This is a genomic window from Thalassobacterium sedimentorum (genome assembly GCF_031127905.1).
In the GTDB taxonomy this organism is placed as follows: Bacteria; Verrucomicrobiota; Verrucomicrobiia; order Opitutales; family Coraliomargaritaceae; genus Thalassobacterium; species Thalassobacterium sedimentorum.
The window spans coordinates 48,101-66,683 of sequence record NZ_JARXIC010000024.1 but is presented as its reverse complement, the minus strand read 5'-3'; the positions used below and the strand labels follow the sequence as shown (position 1 = coordinate 66,683).

Below are 18,583 nucleotides of genomic sequence, written 5' to 3'. Positions count from 1 at the left end.
TAAAGTAACTCGAATAGTCGTCGCAAAACTCCATAAAGTCGCGCGCTATAGAGCGAAGGCCTGTAACGTCATATTTTTTTATTTCGCTATCCGATCACCCGGAATCGCGAACGCGTAGATTCATATTTTTAAGCGAGAGCACTAGGCAATCATAGAAGGCGAAAAAGTACAAGCTTAAAGTTTAACAATGTAGAACTAAACTGGAGCTCCCGATACTGAGCTGAAGTGTTAAGGTGCTACATCAGTAGCATCTGCCCCACCACGCCGAGAAGGAAGCCACCCACCGCGCCAAGTGGCGGTGCCCAACGACGCTCCAATTTGGCCTGTGGTGCAATATCACCAAATACAATGTAAAGGATCGCGCCCGCAGCAAAAACGGCAAGCGCAGCAACCACATCAGTGTGTGTTCTCAACAACAAATAACCGCCGCCCGCGCAAAGCGGCCCCAACAAGGACAATACAATAAAGCTCCCCAAGACCGCTCGCGACGTCAACTTCCCCTGACTCATCATTTCCCGATAGGCGTTAAAGCCCTCGGGTAAATTTTGCATCGCAATCAAGAAAGCCAACAACAAACCACCACCTTGACCACTGCCAAAGGTCGCTCCCAGCGCGATCGCCTCTGGCAAGAAATCTGAAAGCATCGCGACTAGGTTTGAGATGCTCATCTGCGAGCGCTCTAAATAAATATCGAGTGCCATCATTGCTAGACTACCGGCTAAAAACCAAGACGCCACCGCCACAACCGATAGATGCGCCATACCATGTGGCACCAACACCAGTGCAACCGCTGAAAGCAAGGCACCGCCTCCAAATGCGATCACAAAATGACGAAACTCGGCCTCCAACCAAGCTGGATGGATCGACTCTATTTTAGCCAAAAAACCACCTACGGGAATCGCTGCACCCGCGAGTAGACCAAGCAGCAAAATTGTGATCAGTGGTTCGATGGTACCCAATAAAACGAACGCGCCAGAAAGAGTCAACTCGTAGCGATGCGACGCCAGTCACACCCTACGCATCTAACACAATACGCCCAAAAACGCCGCTGGCGCGGTATCGCTACCAGTACGGAGAACACCATCGCGAAAATACATCGACAAAAAAGCCCCACTCTAACGAGTGGGGCTTTTGTAAATAATTCAGCAAACGCGGTTTACTTAGTCGCTTCGTCGAGCAAGTCGCCGAGGCTGGTAAGGTCTTCACCCGTTGTAACGCTATCGAAGGCTTGGCGTTCCTTAGCAAGGTCAGCCTCGCTGTAGTTCGCAGCCTTGATCGAGAGACCGATGCGGCGCTCGTCTTTGTCGATCTTGATAACGCGTGCTTCCACTTCGGCACCTTCGTCGAGGACGTCCTTGATCTTCTCGATGCGCTCTTCGCTAACTTGCGAGATGTGCACCAGACCGTCGATGTCGTTGTCGAGTTCGACAAAGGCACCGTAGCTTGTGATCTTGGAAACCTTGCCCTTAACCATGTCGCCGATCTTGAAGTGTGTTTCAATTTCGTCCCATGGGTCGGAAGAGAGTTGCTTCATGCCGAGCGAGATACGTTGGCTGTCTGCATCCACGTCGAGAACGGTTGCATCGACCTCGTCGCCCTTCTTGACCACCTCGGATGGGTGGTTGACCTTGCGAGTCCAGGACATGTCGGAAACGTGCACCATACCGTCAATACCTTCTTCGAGTTCAACGAAGGCACCATAGGTTGTGAGGTTGCGAACCTTACCACGGACACGGGCGCCAACTGGGTAGTTGTGGCGAGCCATTTCCCAAGGATTGGTTTCGAGTTGGCGAGTGCCAAGGGAGATCTTTTGCTCTTCCTTCTGGATGCCGAGGACAACTGCTTCGACTTCCTCGCCAATACGAAGCACTTCGCTTGGCTTGGAGATGCGCTTGGTCCAGGATAGCTCGGTAACATGTACAAGACCTTCGACACCTTCTTGGATTTCGATGAAGGCACCGTAAGGCACAAGATTGACGACCTTGCCCTTGACTGTAGAGCCAACGGGGAAGCGTTCTTCGATCTTTTCCCAAGGATTGTCGGCAAGTTGCTTGAGACCGAGAGAAACACGCTCGCGCTCGCGATCGATTTCGATGATCATAACTTCGATCTCTTCGCCTTGCTTCACCATCTCGGATGGGTGCTGGATACGACCCCATGACATATCGGTGATATGAAGGAGACCGTCGAGACCGTCAAGGTCCACGAACGCACCGTAATCGGTGATGTTCTTGACCTGGCCACGGCGTGTATCGCCTGGCTTGACGTCTTCGAGCAGCGAACGGCGCTTCTCCATACGTTGCTCTTCGATGAGCTCACGACGGGAAACAACGATGTTCTTACGGTCAAGATTGATCTTGATGACCTTAAAGTCGTAGGTTTGACCAACATATTGGTCGAGATTCTTAGGTGGCTGCACGTCAATTTGAGATGCAGGCATGAAGGAGTCGACGCCGATGCTGACGATCAGGCCGCCCTTAACCTTGGAGCGCACGCGACCAGGAATGATGGAACCTTCTTCACAGTTCTCAACGATCTTCTCCCAGTTCTTCTTTTGCTCAGCCTTATCGTAAGAGATAACAGGGTTACCTTCTTTATCTTCAAGCTTCTCGAGGTAGACTTCGAGTTCGCCACCGACTTGGAGGTCACTCATGTCCACGAATTCAGATGCATGAACGATGCCCTCGGATTTGCCACCGATGTCGACAACGACTTCGGATGGGCGGATTTCGACGATCGTTCCTTTAAGAATGGAACCTTCTTCGAGATTATCAATGTTGCTGCTAGCCAGCAGCTCTTCCATGAGATTACTCATATTACTGTATATATTATACTGCACGCCGGAGCGGCAGTTGGTTTGTGGTTATGATTGCGGGGTGATTCCTCCCGTAGAAACGGAACCGACGGTCCCAACCATCGTAAAGGAACGCGGAAAGCTAGAGAGTACCCAATACTGCGCAAGGCTAAAATCCTGTGGAAAGAAACTTGCAATATACGCAATAGACCTCTTTTTTCCCTGCTTCATTGCCGAAAACACATCTGGCTGGGTGGCGGAATTGGCAGACGCTGGGGACTTAAAATCCCTTGCCCGAAAGGGCGTGCGGGTTCGAGCCCCGCCCTAGCTACCAGGCTTCGTCCGGAACTTGTTCCGGCAAACGAAGCCTGTCCCGGCGTAATGAAATGTAGCCCCAAGCCCGGACTCCACAGCACCCCTCCAAACTACGCCCGGGCAGGCCGCAAATAGACAGCGCACGCAACAGACCTCCGCCTTGAAGTGACTGACAAGCAAGGCAGTCTCTTTTAGGCAAACTACTAAATACTGCAAGTCCCCCTCCCTCCGAAGCTTATTCTCGAAAAGAATCGACCGATAAAGTTTTGAGGCCTTAATTCGTAAGCTTTCGGTGGAGTCGCCGTTTTGCTGCTTATTATGTCCAAACTTACGCTTTCTCAGCTTTCTAATCTTCTCTTTCGTGCCTGCGATGACTTGCGGGGTAATATGGATGCTTCGGAGTATAAGGAGTATATCTTCGGGATGCTATTCTTGAAGCGCTTGTCGGATCTGTTTGATCAGGAGCGAGTGAAGCTAGAGGCTGAACTGCGGGAGCGTGGTATGCCGGAGGGCGCGATTGCGACGCAGCTGAAGAATCCGGACAAATATACCTTCTTTGTCCCGGAGGATTCGCACTGGTCGACTATCCGTCACCTGAAGACGAATGTGGGCTCTGGCCTGAATAAGGCGCTGGAGCGGCTGGAAGAGGAGAATATCGACGCGCTGGAGGACGTGCTGAAGCATATCAACTTCAACCGTAAGATTGGTTCCAACGTTTTGACTGACGATACGCTGGTCGATTTTATTCAGAATTTTGAAAAGATCCCGCTCAAGGATGAGAACTTTGAGTTCCCCGACCTACTGGGAGCGGCATACGAATACTTGATCAAGTTCTTTGCGGACTCGGCGGGTAAGAAGGCGGGCGAGTTCTACACCCCTTCGGAGGTGGTGCGGGTGATGGTCGAAATCACTGCGCCGCAGCCGGGCATGAGTGTGTATGATCCGACCTGTGGCTCGGGTGGTATGCTGATTCAGACCCGTGACTATATCAACGAGTGTGGAGGCAACCCGCTGGACCTGACGCTGGCGGGGCAGGATCGGATCGGCACGACTTGGTCGATTTGTAAGATGAATATGCTGCTGCATGGCATCCCACACGCGGACATCCGCCAAGAGGACACTTTGCGTCACCCGCAGCATAAGAAAGACGGTGAGCTGCAGCGCTTTGACCGCGTGTTGGCGAATCCTCCTTTCAGCCTGAACTACAGTAAGAAGGATATCGACTTCCCCGGCCGCTTTGCGGTGTGGATGCCGGAAAAGGGCAAGAAGGCGGACTTGATGTTTGTGCAGCACATGATCGCGGTGCTGAAGACCAATGGTAAGCTGGCGACGGTCATGCCGCATGGGGTGCTCTTCCGTGGCGGTGAGGAAGCGGAGGCGCGGAAGCACTTCATTTCTAAGGGCTGGCTGGAAGCGGTCATCGGGCTGCCTTCGGGGCTGTTCTATGGCACGGGGATTCCGGCCTCGATTCTGGTCTTCAATAAGGCGGACGCTCAGGAGCGGGAGCATGTGGTCTTTATCAATGCGGATCGTGACTATGAGGAAGGCAAAGCGCAGAACTTCCTGCGGGCGGAGGATATTTCCCGCATCGTGCATGCCTACCGTAGCTTAACGGTCGCAGGGGCTCCTGAGATCCCGGCCTATGGTCGCCGGGTGCCGATTGAGGAAGTGGCTGACGAGGGCTACAACTGCAACATCCGCCGCTATGTGGACAACGCACCACCACCCGAGCCGCATGATGTGCGGGCGCACTTGCATGGCGGGGTGCCAACGGTGGAAGTCGATGCGCTGCAAGCAGCCTTTTGGTCGAACTACGGCGGTTTGAGAGAGCGCTGCTTCGTGCCGCGTAAAAAAGTTGGAGTCCCGCCTTTAGGCGGTTTTGATAACGAAGCAGAAGCCCTGCAAGTCGCTGAGGCTCAAGCTGCCTATAGCAAAAGCTCACCTCACTCAGGTCTCAGGTCTCAGCCCTCAGCTCTCCCAGCTGCCTATCTTGACTTTGCACCTGAAATCGAGGATCGGCGTCAGTTGGCCGACATGGTCGAGCGCGACGAGAGTGTGCATATCGCACATAAGGATTTCATGGATCAGCTCGAAGGTTGGTGGCAGGCAAACTTGCCCCATGTGGAAGCCCTGGCTCCAGCGGGAGGTAAGAAGGGCAACGTCTATGAACTGCGACGCCTTTTGTTCGAATCCATTGAAGACGCATTGAAGGATCAGACCTTGCTCTCCCCGCATCAGGTGCGCGGAGGGCTGGCACGCTACTTTGAGCTGTTTAAGCCCGAGCTTAAATCGATTGCCTACAGTGGTTGGAATGCGGAGCTGATCCCCGACGAAGATATTTTGCAAAGTCAGTTCCCGGAACTGCTCAAGGAGATGGACGAAAAACGCGGCCGGATCGCGGAGCTGGATGCCTTGTTCACTGCGGCCAGCGAAGAAGATTTCGAAGACGAAGAGGATACCGGCGTGCTGCCCGCGGAGGATGTGAAAACGCTGAAAGACGAGCTAAAGACATTCACTGCCACTTACAAACAAGCCTTTAAGGAATTGAAGTCATTGGCGGCGGATCTCTTTACCGAGTTGAATGCAGCGGATCAGATCCCGGCCGGGAAGAAAAAGAAGGACTACGCCGTCAAAGGCACGACGGGCGCACCCGACTTTGCCAGTGCGCAGGCGCTCCTTGACCTGGTCGACTCGACTCAGTTTCAGAGCGACTTCGTTGCCGAAATTAAGATGCGGATGACGCTGGGACAGGATTCCTATACCGAAGCGCAGAAGATTGATAGCAAGCTGACGCGCCACAAAGCCCTCGAAGACGAGGGCAAGCAACTCAAGGCCGACATCCGCGCCACGGAGAAAAAGCGCGATGAACTCGTCACCGCAGCTCGTGCTAAGATCGATAGCGATGAAGCCAAGCGCGTGATCCTAGAGCGCCTGCACCGGATTCTCTTGGCAACGTATCAACGCTTCCTACGAGCGCATCAACGCGAATGCCTGAAGGCGCTGGAAAGCCTGCACGCGAAATACGCCATCACCGCGACGGAGATTGAGCAGCAACGCGATGCCGCCACCGCAAAGCTCAAAGGCTTCTTGGAGGAATTGGGGTATGAGTAAGTGCAAGCAGATTAAGATGGGGGCACTAGGAACCTTTACTCGTGGTAGAGGAGGCCCAAAATCAGATGAGGAAGTAAATGGTATCCCATGTGTTCGATATGGTGATATTTATACCAAACATGGGGCAATTATTCGTAAATTCTCATCTTCTATCTCACCTCAACGACTTTCAGATTATACGACAATAAGATTTGGCGACATTGTTTTCGCAGCTTCGGGGGAAACCTTTGAGGAAATTGGAAAGGCGACTGTATTTCTCGGTAATGAGATCGCATGCGTTGGAGGCGATACAATTGTGTTTAAACCAAACGCTGAGGTTCTAGATTCGGTTTTTTGTGCATATGCGATGGGAGCTGATGATGCGATCAGGCATCGATCGAAGATGGGGCAAGGTAGTTCTGTTATTCATATTTCGGGGCAACATATCGCCTCTTACGAGATCCCCTTGCCCCCCCTCCCACAGCAACGCCGCATCGCCGAGATCCTCTCGACGGTGGACGATGCAATTGAGGCGACGGAAACCTTGATTGCGAAGCAGCAGCAGATCAAGCAGGGGCTCATGCACGACCTCTTCACCCGAGGCGTCTGGACGGCGGAGTCCATTGCCCGCGCCCAACATGCAGGCTCCAAATTCGCGGCCACGTCCGCGAAGCCCGGCCAACTCCGCCCGCCCCGCGAAACCGCTCCCGAACTTTACCAGGAGTCACCGCTGGGCTGGATTCCGAAGGATTGGGAGGTGAAGGAGTTGGGCACTATGTCGGAAATCGTTTCAGGTGTTACTTTAAATGCCTCTTCAGATTCAGGCGTTCGAATTGTGCCTTATTTGCGTGTTGCGAACGTTCAGGATGGATACCTAGATCTTTCCGAGGTTAAGACTGTCTGCGTGTCTGAGGCGCAGTTTGTCAAGTTGCAGCTGCGACAGGGGGACGTTCTCATGAATGAAGGCGGAGACTTTGATAAGCTTGGACGTGGCACGGTTTGGAATTGTGAAGTCGAGCCATGCGTCCATCAGAATCACGTATTTCGAGTTCGCCCAAAGGCCGAGCAATTAGACTCTCATTATCTGGCATTTTGGTCTCAGTCTCATTTTGGAAAAAAGTATTTTGTGCTAAACTCAAAACAGTCGACAAACCTGGCTTCGATTAACTCTACGCAGCTGAATAAATTCCCGGTGTTTTGTTCATCGCTTGCAGAGCAACAAGAGATCGTTCGACTTATCGGCAGTGTTGTTGAGAAAGTAGGTGCATTGACGGCGGAAACCGCAAAACTCCAAAAACAAAAACAAGGCCTGATGCAGGATCTGCTTTCAGGGGAGGTGCAGGTTTCTTAATAATATATTACGATGGCTGGCTCTACTGAATCACGGTTTAATGTTACTGCAGCCGACTTGTCTCGCTACGATTGGCAGTTTCTTTTGAGGAGTGAAGAGCGGAAGCGATGCAGTCGATATATGGACTTATTTGCTACTAAGGCAGTGGAGTTGCGCGATGCCGGAGATGACCTAGGTGGGCGCGTCTTTTCTTTGTTACAGGTCGTCGCTTCTTTTCATGCAAACTATGATGCGGTTGGGAATCCGTATGGCTCTATGTGGACATCACCAGATGGCGAGCGTTCGTTGAACGCAGAAGACTTAACCGAAGAGGATCTACAAGCCTTGAGCGGTATCGTCAATGATATCGAAGATCCTGAATATCGTGCACGGGTAGCGGATGTGCTATGGGTAACAAAGAAGGATTTCAAGGCTGCCAAAGTTGCAATCATTGCATTCTTAGAATCCGCTGAGCGCCTAAAGCCACAAGCGGACGATTATATGTGGCCGCCATATACAGAGCGACTGGATCGGGCTGTGCGTATCTCAGCCATTCGCGGTTTTGGAGATGAAAAAGTGCTCGTCCTGACTAGGATTAAAACCGCAATAGAGGAATATCAGGCAGATTTAAAGTCAGGTCTCACCTGCTACAGTTTGTTGGAACTGTTATTGTATTTTCGTATCGATAAATGGCTTGAATACGCAGTGCTTACTGAAGCGCTCGCTAAGGGATTTACGGAGATTGATGATTGGGATTTTGCGAACCGTTATTTTAAGCTGGCCGCTAAGTGGTATGAGTTAGGCAAAGATCTGGATGAAGCCAAGCGCTGTCTGGTCGAAGCTGCGGAGTGTTTAGTTACATGTGGCATTCAAGTTCATGAGAAATCGTCTGCGACCAATGCTGCCCACTGGGTTGGACGAGGTTTAGAAGGTCTTCGGCGCGCTGGTGCTGATAAGGCGCGCGTAAAAGAGGTTCACCAGCAATACTTGGAATTGGAGAAGGCGTCTCTTGCTGATATGAATCCAGTCGAAGTCGACCTGGATCAGATTCCAGATTTTCGGGAGCAAGAGGTCCGCGAGCAGGAGCGTGCAGCTAAACATGTAGTTGGACATTCAGTTAAAACTGCTATCCGCCGCTTCGCGAATATGATCCTGCCGACGAAGTATCAGAATCTAAAGGAGGCATACTTCGAGACGATTAAGGGCTCCATTGCGCATCAGATATTTGGTGCGACTATGCTAGATAACTTTGGACAAGTTGCTGATCATGTAGCCCCGTCTTATGGGGATGATCAGAAAGACAATGAAACCCTCCGGAAGAATCTAGCTAATCAGGCTCGGACAACTAACTGGCCGATAATGGTTGCTTGGTATTTAGAGCCTGCCCGTATCGCGGTTCTGGAAGAGCATGCAATACGGCTGAGTGATCTACGCTTTATTGTGGACGACAATCCGTTTGTTGCTCCCGGTCACGAGGGGATCTTCATGCGTGGCCTACAGGCTGGATTTCATGGTGACTGGCTAGTAGCGATAAACTTGTTGGTGCCTCAAATAGAAGCATCGATACGGTTTATTCTGAGGCAAAACGGTATTGTGACCTCAAAAATTGAGCAGGATGGCAAGCAGAAGGAGTATGACTTGAATTATTTGCTGTGGATGCCTGAGGTAGATGAGATGCTAGGTGAGGATATTCTTTTTGATTTACGGGGAATCTTAATTGAACGTTTTGGACACAATATGCGTAATGAGTCAGCCCATGGATTGATGCGTGAAGTCTCATTCTATCAACCTGCATCGGTTTATTTATGGTGGCTTGTTTTACATCTTTGCTGGAGGGGATATCGGATCGCGAAGTATCAAGAACGGCAACAAGCAGCAGGAGATGCATCCGATGCGGGTATCGATTAATGATGCTAGATAACCGCGAGATTTCTTTACTGTTTTGGCTGGCCGTCGTTCTCGCGTGGGGCTGCACTCATAGGCAAATTCGCGAGGGACTCATCAATTTATTGGCGTCTGCGCTGAAGCCTAAGCTCGTCATAGGGTTTGTTATGATGCTGGCTTACATTACGAGCTGTGTGCTGTTTCTATGGCTCAATGGAGTATGGGATAGTTCCAATTTGAAAGCGACGATCATCTGGAGTCTTACAGCAGCAGCTCTAATGGTCGGTAAAGTAATTTCAAACGATGCGACGCCGACCAAGTTTTTTGGCTCGGCGGTTTGGGGTGGGTTAAAGCTCTCCGTAGTGCTGGAGTTTGTTGTGCAACTCTACGTGTTTCCGCTGGTGGTCGAATTATTCGTGGTTCCGATAGCCGCATTAATCGGTGCGATGATCGCTGTTTGCGAAACGGATGAAAAATTCGCGCCTGTGAAGCGATTACTTAATGGGGTCTTATCAATACTCGGCTTCACCATGATTGCGTATGCGGCCTACAGGCTCCCGCCTGAGTTTTCCAATTTCTGGCAATGGTCGACGGTGCTTTCCTTCTCATTGCCGATTGTGCTTACAGTATTGTTTATCCCTTTTCTCTGGTTGGTCGCGGTGGCGGTCGCTTATGAGAATGTATTCTGTCGCCTACAGTTCTTTATGACGGATTCAAAGATGCAGCGTTTTGTGAGAAGGCAGATGTATTGGAATTTTGGCATGCGTTTCTATGAGGTGAACCGCTGGTGGCCGATCTACATGCAGGAGCGCCCGCAAACGAAAGAGGCTTTTAAACAGTCAATGGTTCGTGCACGATTTGAGAAAGAGAATGGAAACCTTTAGCTGCTATCATCAATATATTGCGACTGCACTTGCCCGTGAAATGAATGCTTACTTTGAGCATTCGGAATACATGAAGCGACGCTTCCAGCAGAGAGATACGCGTGGAAACCCTCCTGTTTATACGAAGCCAGATCGTATGAAGACTGAGGAGTTGCGGCTGAAGATCATTTTGCTGACTGCCAATTACATCGAGGCATTGGCGAATAACTACCTTTCAGTAAAATTAGCTGCGCGAGAGTTTGAGGCGATTGAGCAGGTTGAGATTTTGAAAAAGTGGACGGCATTGCCTGGAGTATTCTTACCTGAATACAATTTCCCTAAAGACGAGGCTATGTATGATGCACTCAAGATGTTAATTGGTCAGCGTAATACGATCGTTCATATGAAGCCCCGGATTATGTTAAATGGTGAAGTTCTGAAAAAAGGCAGCCCTTCTAAAAGGTTCAACATTCACAAATACATTGAGAAATGGGATTTACTACCTCTTCACTTAATTGAACACTTGGGGAAATATGATTCCTCACATGAATATATGAAGTTTCGGGCACTGACTTTTATTGATGACTACAGCGAAATCAGAGGCGGGCAGGAACCTATATTATAATGTCACAAATCAGCGATATCAGGCAGCAAGTCCAAGCAGGCACTTTGCGACTGGACCTGGATTATGTGCACGTCCGCTCTCAGACTGGAGAATGGCATCACTTGGTATTTCCTTGCTGGATATCGACGGAAGACGGTCAACTGCTCTTCCACTTTCGTGCGGGCCAACGAAATGCTGTTTCGCCTGAAATCGCTCAGTTGTTTGATCTGAGCTTTGGTGGCGGGCTCGTGACAGTAGGCTCTTCTGATTGGCTTGAAGTATCTGCTAGGACCGCGACCGGCGTGCATGTGCTACTTCGTTCTGTTTCGCCGGTGCCACATCAAACGTATTCACCAAATATGGTGCTTTCAGCTGCATTTGATTTTGGCAGAATCGAGCTGCCGCTATCGAATATGGGGCAGTTGAGCCTGCCTGAAGTGGATCAATATTTGGCTGGAACTTTAGAGTCGGAAGAAGAGCGGGATCAAATCGCGGTAAACCGGCCAATTCGTGACTGGTTTCAAGCGGTAATTCCCGGAGTGAAGCTTCTAATCGAACCGAACGGCACATCAACGGTTCTACAGCATCCGTTTCATGGTGAGCTTCCTTCATCCAGAAGGTGCTGCTATGTTGGTGAAGTCAGCGGTGGTGAGTTTTGTCTGGAGAATAAGGATGGTGATCTGGAAGTCATTTTTCGGCGTGATGTAGACGAAGCTTCTGTGGAGGAGGCGCGACGAATATTTGATGGAATCTTGAATGCAGTCGGCTTCATGCACGGTTGCCATCCTTGGCCAGGCTATTTCTCGCATGGGCGTCGAGGCCAAACCTTGGAATGCTGGGTGCGACCAGTTTCGGAACTCCAGAAGGGCGTCTTGTTGCCGATGAGAAAAAGCCGCATGTATTTTTCCGAGGATGGCCGAAATCTGTTCCTGCGGGCCGCTGAGTTTTTTTCTAATGAAGGGGAAGTGGTGCGCTACTACAATCGGAGCCTTTGGTTAATGCGTTCGGCCTGCGATAAGCACGTCGCCTTTCCTGTGCGCTTAATGACTTTGTGCAGTATTTTGGAGGGGGTATTAAAGCGTTTTTCGCGACGGTATAGAGAAGACGTTGATATCGCAACTCTGAGGTTAGGTGACGCGGATTCCTGGCGCTCAGCGGTGGACCGTGCGGGGTTGGATTGGCAGGAATTTCTGCCGGTGTATGAAAGTCGGCAGACTATTAGGAACCAGTTGGCGCATGGTTTTGATCCTGATCCAGGCAATCGTAATTCGGCGAGGGAATTTGATGCCTATTCCCGGATATCCGGTGCCATTTACATCCTGATGGCGAAGCGGATGGGGTTCCGAGGGCAGCTGGAGCGCTCGCAGTTGGAGGGAGATGACTTGGTGGATTTGGGGGCTATTACAACTTGAGAAAGAGCTGTTTTATTTTTGAAATAACTGAATTCAAAAGGCCCTGAGTTCATGAATGACTTCTTCGACCTTGTCATGAAGGATTGCAAAAAATATTAACCCAAACATTTTCACAGAAATGATCGAAAGCGTAAAACTTCAAAACTTCGGCCCCCTCTCGGATGTGGCGTGGTCTGGCCTGGGCAAGATCAATCTTGTTATTGGCGGCAACGGAAGCGGGAAAACATTTCTGCTGAAGTCACTTTACAGCGCGATGCGCACGGTCGAAGAATACCGGCGCGGGAATGTGGAGGAAACCAGTTCGGAGATCTTGGTCAAGAAGCTCCGTTGGACCTTTCAGGGGGATAAAATCGGCGACTTAGTCGCCAAGGGGGCGGATAAGAATCTGCGCTTCGACATGCACGTGGATGGATCCCACTTCATGTATACCTACGGGAAAGATACAGTAAAGCAGATTGGACTTGTAGAAAACAATGTTCCACCGCGTGACAGCAATTCGATTTTCCTCCCAGCAAAGGAGGTGTTGTCCCTTTTAGATATTATCCTCAAGTCACGGGAGGATGATAAAGTTTTTGGCTTTGATGATACTTATCTGGATTTGGCGCGAGCTCTTCGACAAGCTGGACGTGGAGGTAGAAACTACCAGGTATTTGCGGATTCGAGGAGACAGTTGGAAGAACTGCTCGGAGGTAAAATAGAAGATAGGGACGGTTCTGGAAATTGGCAATTCAAGGCTGGGAAATATCGCTTCCCGCTTGGGGTGACCGCTGAAGGAATTAAGAAGATCGCGATATTGGATACTTTATTGAGCAATCGGTTTCTCGACCCGCAGTCGGTAGTTTTTATCGATGAAGCGGAGGCGGCACTGCACCCAGTTGCGATTTCCCGTTTTCTCGATATTATCGCGGCACTCGCAGATTGTGGAATTCAGTTTTTCCTCTCCAGTCACTCTTACTTTGTAGTGAAGAAGTTGTTTTTGATCGCACAGGAGAAGCAGATGTCAATTCCGGTATTGTCCGGAAACGTGAATGGCTGGCATGCTTCCGATTTAATAGACGAGATGCCAGACAACCCGATCTTATCGGAATCAGTCCGTCTCTACGAACAGGAAGTAGAGCTTTCGCTGGGTTGAGCATGGCTGCCGGAACAATAACCGAATCGGGGATGGACTTTGGGCCGTTCGCCGATGGAGATGTCTTCCAGTTGGAGACCTCTGCTGTTTACAAAAACATACAAGAAGGTGTACAGATGGCCGAATTTGTGGTCGTTGAAAATGGGTCTGTGGTTCGGCTGGTCACTTTAGAAGCGAAAACAAGCTCTCCTCGGGCGGAGAATGAACCGGATTTTTCGAGTTACATCGAAGCGGTCAGCAGTAAGTTGATGAACGGGTTTCACCTTGCGCACGCCATCCGTCTAGGACGTCATCATAAGGTTGGTGAAGTGTTACCTTTAGGTTTTCATGCCATTGACTTCGGCACGTGCGAACATCGGCTTTTGCTCGTGATCAAGAATGCACAAAAGGAATGGTTGCCTCCGATACAGGACGCGCTCCGCATTGCTCTGAGGGGGCACGTCAAGCTTTGGAATCTTGGGCCAAGGTCAGTCTTAGTTCTCAATGAAGAAGGGGCACGGAAGAATGGATTTATCAAAGGCTTGGGCAGCGAGGATGCTTGAGTGCTGAAGACATATTCACTTAATCACTGTAATGCTCATCACTGCGACAGAATATACGCTAGGCTCAGCCCCCGTGACGGGGGAGGGTTTGGCTGTGTCTGATCACAGCTTAGACGAATCATTGGCTGGGCCAGTATCGGCAGCAGTTTTTGATGATGAAGGGCATGGTGCGATTGAGGCCCTTCTTGAGGGAGTTGCGGACACGGAATTTGCGCAGGACACGCTTTCCGCTCTTCTCGGTGATGCACGTGAGCCGGAAGCTTGGCGAGTTGGCGAGGCTTTAGCGGAGACTTACCTCTCGATACATCAAAACTGCAATTTTCCTTGGCCAGATGGTCGCGATGAGCGGAAGCGTAGCTCCAGTCTGCCAGGGGCGGACTTGGTTGGGTTTCAGCGTGAAGGTGAGCAGGAACGCTTTGCCTTTGGAGAGGTGAAAACTTCGGGAGAACAATCATACCCGCCAGGTGCGGCCTACGGGCGGCATGGTCTTAAACAGCAATTGGAAGATCTTAAGGATAGTCGGACAATTCGCGATGATCTAGTCAAATATCTTGGCCATCGTGCGGTTTCGGCTACATGGCGGGGGCGCTATCAAGCTGCGGCTTCGGTGTATTTACGTGATCCCAGTGAGGTAAGGATTTTTGGTATTTTGGTGCGTGATGTAGACCCACATGAAGATGACCTTCGCGCACGCGTGTCTTCGCTGGAGAAAGATTGTCCGCCTGCAACCGCAATCGGGTTGTTTGCACTCTATCTGCCAATTGGGCGCATCGCGAACTTGGGACGTCAAGTTATGCAGTATCGAGAATTGGGGGGTGACTCGTGAGCCTACTCAAAGAACATCTTGATCAAGTTGATAATCACTGGTCAGTGCTTGCCATCGGCAGTGCAGAGCGAGACCGTGGGTTGACGCTGGCCGATGCTCGACTAGTGAGAAAGTCAATTGGCCGACAGATGCACCTGTCTACTGACTCGCATCCCGGCGACGATGATTTGCTGCAACGACTCGCGATGGCCTACGAGATGGCGGCGATTGAAGGCTTATCTGCGTTCGTCACACTTTCTTCCGTAGAAGATTCACTTCGTAATCAATGCGTTGCCGGAGCCTCACGGACCTTTGAGTTGAGACGCTTATTTGAGGTGCCTGAGCGAGTGGAGGAACGGCTTTTCCATGTGTTGCATTTATCAGCCTTGGCTTATTGCGGGGATCGCTGGTCGGATATTAGGCGCTGGTATGCTGAGAATCCCAATGCTCTGATTGAGCCCTCGGCCGCAGATCAACCTTGGCACTATCGCTTGCTTTTCCGACTTTTCGATTGCTGGGTGCGCCTATTTCGCAAGCAAGGTTGGGATGATCTAGACCGTATTCGCGAAATCATCGCTGGATTGCGTGAAGATCAGCGGGAGTTTGAGAAAACTTCGCTGGCAAGCGGCTCAAATGCACGAGACCGGGCGATGGCTTTGCGTTTAATTGCCTTTTATAATTGGGCGAAAGCAACTGAATTACTAGCGAAGTATGTCCTGCAAGGGGAACCGAGAGGTATCAATGGCTTGCTCGACAAGTATTTTGAGGCTGCTATTGATGCTGCGACAGCTGCTGGCGATGCACAATTGGAAGTGCTGGTTCGCTGGTTGCATGCTGCCGCGAGACAAATGGTGGCTGGTTCGCTCTGGTGGGTGGCGCATTCGATTAATTCGCGGGTCACACGTTTTGTCGGCTCTACCACGAAGCATCAGGCGATGTTTGAACTGCTTCCACCGCAACGTGCAGCTCTACAAGAGCAGGGATTACTAGATCAGGCAGCTACAGCTGTTGTGATTGACTTACCAACGTCTGGCGGGAAGACCTTGCTGGCACAGTTTCGCTTATTACAGGCATTGAATCAATTTGCCGATGACGGCGGCTGGATTGCTTACGTGGTGCCGACTCGTGCTCTCAGTGCACAAATTACTCGTCGGTTGAGACGTGATTTCTCACCCATTGGTGTTCGAGTGGAACAGCTGACTGGAGCGGTGGAGATCGATGCAATCGAAGAAGAAATGCTCTCTTCAACTGCCGAGGGGGCGTCTCGTAGTTTTGATGTGCTGGTGGCGACACCAGAAAAATTGCAATTGATCATTCGCAATAAGAAAGTGCCGCGCCCCTTGGCTTTACTCGTAATGGACGAGGCCCACAACATGGAAAGTGAACGCCGGGGCATGCGGATCGAACTCTTGCTGGCTACTGTCAAACAAGAGAGTGCTCAGGCGAACTTTCTACTGTTAATGCCGTTCGTGGAACGTGCGGAGGTTTTAGCCCGCTGGCTGGCGAATGATGTCGGTGGTGGACGCTCGGTTAGTCTCGGCACAAGTGCTTGGAAACCAAATGAGCGCATCGTGGGGATGTTCCGAGCGGAAGCAGACGATAGTGAGCGGGCGGGCTGGCGACTAAATTACCAGACGCTGGTTACGACGCCAAAAACGATTCACCTCGCTGGGATGCATCCCGTCGGGAAAATTAAACCGCTCGACATCCCTAAATCGAAATTAATTGGTGCGAATGGTGAGCAGAAGGGCTTTGCGCTACAAGCTGCGGCAATGGCTACGGTCTTCTCGGCTCGGGGCACAAGCATTGCGGTGGGTGGAACGATTCCATCCGTCTGGTCGATGGCTAGAGAGGCAGCGAGAAAGCTTCAACCCCGCGAGAATCCCTCGGATCGGATTCGGCTAGTGCAGAAATTTCTAGCGACTGAAATTAGTCCTAACTTTGAATTGATCGACATGTTGGAACGTGGAGTGGCAGTGCATCATGCCGCTCTCCCTGACGAGGTGCGAACCTTGGTGGAATGGTTGGCTGAGGAGGGAGATCTGAGCGTGCTTTGTGCGACTACAACGATTGCTCAAGGCATTAACTTCCCAGTATCGTCGGTCTTTATGGCGACGAATCAGAAGAAACAAAGGAGTTACCCTTTCTCTATTGAGATGTCGCCACGCGAGTTCTGGAACTTGGCGGGACGAGCCGGTCGTATGAATCAAGACAGCGTGGGAGTTGTTGGAATTGCTGAAGCGAACCGCCCCACAGACATTGTTGAATACGTGAAGAAAGCCACGGGCGAATTAGTATCACGGCTAGTGACTGTGGTCGCCGAATTGGATGCTGCTAATTCGTCAGACGAACTCGCTGCCGTCATTCAAAGTGAGCAATGGGAGGACTTTCGCTGTTACGTGAACCACCTCGTTCGGGAAATTGGTAATCTGGATCAGGTCCTCTCCAGCGCGGAGTTATCTTTGCGAAACACATTTGGCTACCGAGTTTTACAAGAAAGCCCAGAGGGGCAGGCTCGTGCGAGAAAGCTGCTCGAAGCGACTAAACTCTATGCTCGTAAGATTTCCTCCAATCCCGGGCAAGTGGCTATGGCGGATATGACTGGCTTTTCGTTTGAGGGAGTGGGCAGTGCGTTGCATGGTATTCGTTCTTTAGAACGCGATGTGGCAGTCGAGGATTTTTCCGCTGAGAAGCTTTTTGGCAACGCTGGCGGCATGGCTGACTTTTACGGGATCATGTTGCGGATACCACAGTTAGCCAGAAACTTAAATGATCTCACCATTTCTGGGACGAATAAGCGCCAACTCGCGCAGATCACTCAGGCATGGGTGGATGGGCAGAGTATCGAGGAAATTGCCACCGCTTATTTCAAGGCAGAAGACGGCGCTACTCACGCCATCACCGATGCGTGCCGTGCAATCTATCGCAACCTGGTGAATAATGGCACATGGGGACTGTCGGCGCTGAGTCGGCTATCCGGTATCGACTTCGAATCACTTTCATCGGAGCAAAAACGGCAGATCGACCTATTGCCTGCAATGATCTATCATGGCGTTAAAACGGAGGAAGCTGTTTTGATGCGTATGAACGGTGTGCCACGTTCTATCGCGGGGAAACTCGGTGAAAGCTTTAATGCCAGTTCCGCCTCATCTGGCGAAGGTTCGGGAGTTCAAAAAGTTCGTTCATTTCTTGAAGATGCGAGTTTGAAGGCCTGGAACCAAGCACGTCCCGCTAATGGGCAATTGTCTGGCCGTGAATACCAAGAGGTATGGAAGATACTTGGCGGTGAAGGTCGGTGACGTAGCTCTAGTCGAAGAAAGAGAACGTGGTAAGTGCGAGGGCCTGCGCAACCTTCAATTCGGCCCCGCAGACTCGCGAATTCGCAGAGGAGCTAAACGCCTACTCTCGGATATCCGCTGCGATCTATATCCTGATGGCGAAGCGGATGGGGTTTTCTGGCAAGCTGGTGCGGTCGCAGTTGGAGGGTCTGAAGGATCTGGTGAATTTGGGAAATGCAGCAGTTCCTGCGGATTAGGAGTTTTGTAGTAGTTGAATTGTTGAATGATCTGCACTTCCTCGATTACTATGGGCTGAACTGGGATCGATGGCACGGGTGTTCCTGCGAATCCTATCATTGCTGCAATAATAGCTCCCCCGAATACTATCCATGCCGCTATAATTGTTGCTGCTTGTATTTTTGCCGCCTCGACGATTCTGTCGTATTGTTTCGTTTTTCTTTTTCTCTTCTTCACTGTAATTATTTATTACACTGAACATATTTTTTTGTGAAAATGTGGCCCCTAGACTCTATT

Annotated in this window: 12 protein-coding genes and 1 tRNA gene; 11 read left to right on the top strand and 2 right to left on the bottom strand. The window is 50.8% G+C overall.

All coding sequences use genetic code 11. From position 1 onward, the window contains the following. Positions 1-236 precede the first annotated feature (236 nt). Entirely contained in the window at positions 237-950 is a 714-nt protein-coding gene (locus QEH59_RS13605; protein WP_345785346.1) for a ZIP family metal transporter, read from the bottom strand. Between the two features lie 206 nt (positions 951-1,156). Next, positions 1,157-2,815 carry a 30S ribosomal protein S1 gene (gene rpsA / locus QEH59_RS13600; RefSeq protein WP_308985922.1) on the bottom strand — a complete coding sequence of 553 codons (1,659 nt, stop codon included), beginning with the start codon at positions 2,813-2,815 and terminating at the stop codon, positions 1,157-1,159. Positions 2,816-3,041: 226 nt separating this feature from the next. Between rpsA and QEH59_RS13595 the strand changes: the two genes are divergently transcribed. From QEH59_RS13595 to QEH59_RS13545, 11 genes are all read left to right on the top strand, one after another. After that, positions 3,042-3,128: transfer RNA gene (locus QEH59_RS13595), tRNA-Leu, on the top strand. Between the two features lie 299 nt (positions 3,129-3,427). Beyond that, a complete protein-coding gene (locus QEH59_RS13590; protein ID WP_308985921.1) occupies positions 3,428-6,220 on the top strand; it encodes an N-6 DNA methylase in 2,793 nt (930 codons plus the stop codon). Continuing rightward, positions 6,213-7,550 carry a restriction endonuclease subunit S gene (locus tag QEH59_RS13585; protein ID WP_308985920.1) on the top strand — a complete coding sequence of 446 codons (1,338 nt, stop codon included), beginning with the start codon at positions 6,213-6,215 and terminating at the stop codon, positions 7,548-7,550. The genes QEH59_RS13590 and QEH59_RS13585 overlap by 8 nt, the downstream gene beginning before the upstream one ends. A gap of 12 nt (positions 7,551-7,562) precedes the next feature. Next, complete coding sequence (locus QEH59_RS13580; protein ID WP_425609249.1) at positions 7,563-9,437, top strand: DUF4209 domain-containing protein; 1,875 nt, start codon at positions 7,563-7,565, stop codon at positions 9,435-9,437. Then, complete coding sequence (locus QEH59_RS13575; protein WP_308985918.1) at positions 9,437-10,297, top strand: hypothetical protein; 861 nt, start codon at positions 9,437-9,439, stop codon at positions 10,295-10,297. Before QEH59_RS13580 ends, QEH59_RS13575 begins: the two co-directional genes overlap by 1 nt. Beyond that, on the top strand, positions 10,284-10,901 hold the full coding sequence (locus QEH59_RS13570; RefSeq protein WP_308985917.1) for a hypothetical protein: 618 nt from the start codon (positions 10,284-10,286) through the stop codon (positions 10,899-10,901). Before QEH59_RS13575 ends, QEH59_RS13570 begins: the two co-directional genes overlap by 14 nt. Then, complete coding sequence (locus QEH59_RS13565; protein ID WP_308985916.1) at positions 10,901-12,292, top strand: hypothetical protein; 1,392 nt, start codon at positions 10,901-10,903, stop codon at positions 12,290-12,292. The genes QEH59_RS13570 and QEH59_RS13565 overlap by 1 nt, the downstream gene beginning before the upstream one ends. Before the next feature lie 118 nt (positions 12,293-12,410). Then, on the top strand, positions 12,411-13,424 hold the full coding sequence (locus QEH59_RS13560) for an AAA family ATPase (protein WP_308985915.1): 1,014 nt from the start codon (positions 12,411-12,413) through the stop codon (positions 13,422-13,424). Positions 13,425-13,426: 2 nt separating this feature from the next. Continuing rightward, the gene (locus QEH59_RS13555; RefSeq protein ID WP_308985914.1) at positions 13,427-13,966 is read left to right on the top strand and encodes a hypothetical protein; all 540 of its coding nucleotides are present in this window, start codon (positions 13,427-13,429) and stop codon (positions 13,964-13,966) included. 31 nt (positions 13,967-13,997) lie between these two features. After that, positions 13,998-14,792 (top strand): hypothetical protein, encoded by a 795-nt coding sequence (locus QEH59_RS13550; RefSeq protein WP_308985913.1) that lies wholly within the window; start codon positions 13,998-14,000, stop codon positions 14,790-14,792. Beyond that, positions 14,789-18,070: a DEAD/DEAH box helicase gene (locus tag QEH59_RS13545; protein WP_308985912.1), complete on the top strand. Its 3,282-nt coding sequence runs from the start codon at positions 14,789-14,791 to the stop codon at positions 18,068-18,070. The genes QEH59_RS13550 and QEH59_RS13545 overlap by 4 nt, the downstream gene beginning before the upstream one ends. Positions 18,071-18,583 lie beyond the last annotated feature (513 nt).